Raw genomic sequence first — 5141 nt, forward strand, 5'->3', positions numbered from 1 at the left:
ATAAATCATAAGCGGTCATGCGGTCAGGTTTTAGCCATACCCGCATGGAATATTCGCGAGCCCCCATGATGGTAGCCACGCCAACGCCGTCAATTCGTTTTAGCTCGGCCAGTACGTTAATATCGGCGAAGTTGTAAATAAACTTTTCGTCGGCGGTGGGGTCATCACTTAAAATATTGAGGTACAGTAGCATACTGTTCACCTCTTTTTCAGTGGACACCCCTGCTTTGGTCACCTCCGTAGGCAATTCGTCCAGCACGGTCGTTACGCGGTTCTGAACGCTCATGGCCGCCAGATCCGGGTCAGTACCCACTTTGAAAAACACCTGAATAACCGTTGAGCCGTCGTTTCCGGATACGGAATTCATGTACACCATGTTTGGCACCCCGTTGATGGCCCGCTCAAGCGGCATAGCCACCGCCTTCGTCGCAACCTCAGCGTTCGCACCCGTATATTTGGCGGTTACAATTACCGACGGTGGTACAATGTCAGGAAACTGCGTAACCGGGAGGCCCATCAATGCCAGGAACCCCAGCAACGTTATCAGCACTGAAATAACGGCCGACAGTAAAGGACGCTTAATAAATAAATCGAACATGAGTAGAGAGAGTTAATGTCGCTCAATGTTCCAGGATTTCTGAGTTACGAATGGCAGAAATCCTGAATGATAAACGAATCACTGTCGAGCCAGATCGTTACGTGTACTATCGGCCGAAAGAGCTTGCGGAATAATCTGATCCCCATCGCGAATATTCTGAATGCCTTCATAAACCACACGTTCACCCGGTTTTAAGCCTGAGCGGACAATGTAATTTAGCCCAACCCGAGCCTGAGGCACAAAACTTCTTGATCTTACCTTGTTGGAAGCATCGACCACATACACATAATTCTTGTCTAGCACTTCAAACACAGCCTTCTGAGGAACCAGAAAAGCATCGCTTACTACGATGGGAAGGCGAATTTTGCCGGATGAACCGTGTTTCAGCAATTTTTGTGGGTTCGGAAACCGCGCCCGAAACGCGATCGTTCCGGACTCTTCCTCAAACACACTTTCCATGGTTTCGATACGTCCTTTCTGAGGATAGGGGGTTTCGTCAGCCAGCATCATTTCAACCTCCTGGCCGTTTTTACCTACTAAGTCGCGGTGTTTTTTGAGGAAGCCCAGATATTCCTTTTCCGATACGTCGAAGTAAGCAAACACCTCATGAATATCAGAAACTTCCGTTAGCAGAGCACCTTCCTCGATAAGGCTTCCAATTTTGTAGGGAATACGGTTGATAACGCCATCGAATGGCGCACGGATGCTAGCGTGAGCCAGCCGGAGGGCAGCGGTCGATTTAGCCGACTGCGCTTCCTCAATCTGCGCACGAGCCGCGTCAAGTTTGGCTTTGGCTAACTCCAGTTCAGACGGTGAAACAATTTTTTTGTCGACGAGCAGTTTTACCCGATCGACCTCGACCTCCGCAGTTTTTGCCCCTGCAATAGCGCTTCGTAAAGTAGCCTGTGCTTTTTCCAGGCCTACCCGGTACTCAGCCGCGTTCAGACTAAACAACAACTGCCCCTGCCGAACGGACTGTCCCTCATCGACATATATTTTTTCCAGAAATCCTGAAACGCGTGCCCGGATCTCGACATTCCGAACGGCTTCCAGCGTAGTAACATAATCCCGCTGCACAGTCGTTGGCCGTTGGCTCAACTGAACAACAGGTACTTTAAGTTTTTCAGGCTGGTCAGTATTTGTTTCTTTATCTTTTGTAGCACACCCAACCAGCATTGCGCAAGTTAGCAGGGTAGACAGACTCACCGTTTTTTTCATACTTTTTAGGCATCAATTGCCGCTGTGATTGTATGTAGTAATTTTTCCTGAATGCTGATTAGCCCTTGTCAATAGAAGGGCTTTGATAAGGTAAAAGGGCGACTGCCGAAGCAACCCTATAACGCTAGAGATCATGCTCAAAATGAAGCGTATTTTGGCGAGAATGCTAACAAAATACGTCATGCCAGCTTAAAATTGGCTTAAGCAAAACTTAGAAACTCCTTAGTAAAATAGGTCCACCAGAAACCGCAGCATTACTCTCGTTAGTGACGCAGATACGCCTACCTTAGTAATGAGTTGGAATAGCTTGTAAGCCGTTGAATAACATCCAGTCGCTTGAGTGCTGAATCTGGTAGTATACTCACCCAGAATCAGGCATTTAGCTGTGGTGGCGGAGCACTAATTTCCGGAAAATGTGCAAGGTTATGCTCAGGGCGGAAAGGCACGTTACCTGTTATCAGGTAAAGAATAGAAAGTCGTAAAGGGGCAAAGCTAAACAGGTTTGTAAAGTCATAATCCTGCTCCAGCTCTGTCAGTTCGGGTGCATCGAAAGGGCTATCCGGCTGGTTATCTTCCATGCCAATATAGTCTTTCAATAAAAAATCACAACCTTCAACTTTCTGAACCCAGGACTTTTGGCTAAGCGAATCTGACTGGCTGATAGACTCACTCCGGACAATATTGCTTAAGTTGATGACGTAGATAGTCACCAGAAAGCAAAGGAACTGATACACAAAAAATTTATATTGTCGGCTGTCCATATCGTTCAGAAACCAAATGTAATCCAGCTAAACCACAAACTCAACCTATTTTGTATCAGTTAGTTGGAAAACTTGGATAAAGCTAACTCTATCAGGAATAGATTAAATTTTCATTAAAAATGTTTGAAAATCCTATCACTTTTTTAAGAATCACAGGTGAGCATCCATACCTAAGCTCTATACAAGTCTGGTACGAGGGCTCCTTTCCAATAGAGGAACGACGAAATTTTAGTGAGTTGCTGCAACTCCTCTCCTATCCGGATATGTGTTTATGCGCCCTGGTTGTAGCGGACCGGCTCGTCGGATTTATGATTTACTGGCAATGGAACGACCTCGCATTTATTGAACATTTTGCCATTGATCCGGCGCAGCGGGGCAAACAGGTTGGCCAGCAAGCGCTCAGATATTTGTTACGTAATCCGTTTCGCTACGTGGTGCTGGAAGTCGAGCTACCCAACGACGAAATAAGCCGTCGACGCATTCAATTCTACGAACGACAAGGTTTTGCGTTACTGCCGTTTGATTACGTTCAACCGCCTTACCAACCCGAAAAACCTGCTGTCCCGATGCGGTTAATGTCGGTGCCGCCCCTGGCTGATGAAGCAGACTTTAATAAACTCAGCACTATACTTAAGGAACGAGTTTATGAACGTTTCTACATAAAAAACCGGCCAACTATTTGACTCAAATAGTTGGCCGGATAAAAAAGTAAGCAGATCGATTTACTGCTACACAGTGTTACGCGTTTTGCTTCATGCGAATGATGTTAAGCGCAGCACCTGCCTTGAACCACTCAATTTGCCCTTCGTTATACGTATGATTAACGGGGAATTCATCCGTTGTCCCATCAGCATGATGTAACACAATTGTAAGCGGGCGTCCCGGAGCAAATTCAGTAAGACCATTAATGTCGATAACATCGTCTTCCAGAATTTTATCATAATCTGCCGGGTTAGCGAATGTCAGGGCCAGCATGCCCTGCTTTTTCAGGTTCGTTTCGTGGATACGAGCAAACGAACGTACCAGAATAGCCCGCACACCCAAGAAACGAGGCTCCATAGCAGCATGCTCACGAGATGATCCTTCACCATAGTTTTCGTCTCCAACTACAATTGATCCAATTCCAGCAGCTTTATAGGCACGTTGTACGGCAGGAACTTCACCATATTCGCCCGTCAGCTGATTTTTTACGCTGTTGGTCTTCTCGTTGTAGAAGTTCACCGCGCCGATCAGCATGTTGTTCGAGATGTTGTCCAGATGTCCACGATACTTCAACCATGGTCCAGCCATCGAGATATGGTCCGTAGTGCACTTACCTTTCGCTTTGATCAGCAGTTTCAACCCTTTAATGTCGGTACCTTCCCAGGCCGGGAATGGAGCCAAAAGCTGCAGCCGGTCAGATGTTGGGCTAACGATAACCTGCACGCCAGATCCATCCGCAGCAGGCGCCTGATAACCGGCATCCTCCACGGCGTATCCTTTCACAGGCTGTTCAATACCCTGTGGCTCATCCAGTTTTACCAGCTCACCATTTTCGTTCGTTAACGTATCGGTCATTGGGTTGAACGTCAGATCACCAGCGATGGCCAGAGCGGTCACGATTTCGGGAGAAGCCACAAACGCGTGAGTGCTCGCATTACCGTCGTTCCGTTTCGCGAAGTTCCGGTTGAACGACGTAATGATTGAGTTTTTACGGCTTGGGTCATCCATATGCCGTGCCCATTGGCCGATACAGGGTCCACAGGCGTTTGCCAGCACAACTCCACCGATTTCCTCAAACGTATCAAGCAGCCCATCGCGTTCAGCCGTAAACCGTACGAGTTCAGAACCGGGCGTTACAGTAAATTCGGCTTTGGTTTTTAGATGCTTGGCCGTTGCCTGTGCCGCTACCGACGCCGAACGGGTCATGTCTTCGTAGCTGGAGTTGGTGCACGAGCCGATTAGACCGACTTCAAGTTTTTCAGGCCAGCCATTCTCTTTTACCGCTTTGGCAAAGTTAGATAACGGCCAAGCCAGATCGGGCGTGAACGGACCGTTGATATGCGGCTCCAGCTCCGACAGATTGATTTCGATCAGTTGATCGTAGTACGATGCGGGATCAGCATACACTTCATCGTCTGAACGGAGGTGCCGTTTTACCGCTTCAGCAGCATCGGCTACGTCGGCCCGGTTGGTAGCTTTCAGGTAGTTGGCCATCTTCTCATCGTAAGCAAAAATCGACGTAGTAGCCCCGATTTCAGCCCCCATGTTACAGATGGTTCCTTTACCCGTTGCAGATAGGCTTTCAGCGCCTTCCCCAAAATATTCAACGATGCAGCCAGTACCGCCTTTTACGGTCAGTATACCTGCAACACGTAGTATTACGTCTTTAGCCGAAGCCCATCCACTCAGCTTGCCGGTCAGCTTCACGCCAATCAGTTTTGGCATTTTCAGTTCCCAGGCTAGGCCAGCCATTACGTCGCAGGCATCGGCGCCACCGACACCGATGGCAATCATGCCCAGACCACCCGCGTTTGGCGTGTGCGAATCCGTACCGATCATCATGCCGCCGGGGAATGCATAGT

At 48.2% G+C, this 5141-nt stretch carries 5 protein-coding genes; 1 reads left to right on the forward strand and 4 read right to left on the reverse strand.

Annotated elements, in window-relative coordinates; translation table 11 throughout:
• The 3 genes from ACOJS8_RS19140 to ACOJS8_RS19150 all read right to left on the reverse strand — a co-directional run.
• Positions 1 to 598, reverse strand: a 598-nt coding sequence (locus tag ACOJS8_RS19140; RefSeq protein WP_420150152.1) for an efflux RND transporter permease subunit, incomplete at its 3' end; no start/stop codon positions are given.
• Between the two features lie 78 nt (positions 599 to 676).
• Positions 677 to 1816: an efflux RND transporter periplasmic adaptor subunit gene (locus tag ACOJS8_RS19145; RefSeq protein ID WP_420150153.1), complete on the reverse strand. Its 1140-nt coding sequence runs from the start codon at positions 1814 to 1816 to the stop codon at positions 677 to 679.
• Between the two features lie 371 nt (positions 1817 to 2187).
• A complete protein-coding gene (locus ACOJS8_RS19150; protein WP_420150154.1) occupies positions 2188 to 2577 on the reverse strand; it encodes a hypothetical protein in 390 nt (129 codons plus the stop codon).
• A 119-nt stretch (positions 2578 to 2696) separates the two neighbouring features.
• Here ACOJS8_RS19150 and ACOJS8_RS19155 point away from each other — a divergent pair, with 119 nt between their 5' ends.
• On the forward strand, positions 2697 to 3260 hold the full coding sequence (locus ACOJS8_RS19155; RefSeq protein WP_420150155.1) for a GNAT family N-acetyltransferase: 564 nt from the start codon (positions 2697 to 2699) through the stop codon (positions 3258 to 3260).
• A 55-nt stretch (positions 3261 to 3315) separates the two neighbouring features.
• Here ACOJS8_RS19155 and ACOJS8_RS19160 read toward each other — a convergent pair.
• The coding region (locus ACOJS8_RS19160) for an aconitate hydratase (protein ID WP_420150156.1) at positions 3316 to 5141 on the reverse strand (1826 nt) is incomplete at its 5' end.

The organism is Spirosoma sp. (genome assembly GCF_048594605.1).
Lineage (GTDB): Bacteria > Bacteroidota > Bacteroidia > Cytophagales > Spirosomataceae > Spirosoma.

Bases quoted from the DNA above. Each gene is read 5' to 3' on its own strand.
- ACOJS8_RS19145 (WP_420150153.1), bottom strand. From the start codon at position 1,816: ATGAAAAAAACGGTGAGTCTGTCTACCCTGCTAACTTGCGCAATGCTG.
- ACOJS8_RS19155 (WP_420150155.1), top strand. From the start codon at position 2,697: ATGTTTGAAAATCCTATCACTTTTTTAAGAATCACAGGTGAGCATCCA.
- ACOJS8_RS19150 (WP_420150154.1), bottom strand. From the start codon at position 2,577: ATGGACAGCCGACAATATAAATTTTTTGTGTATCAGTTCCTTTGCTTT.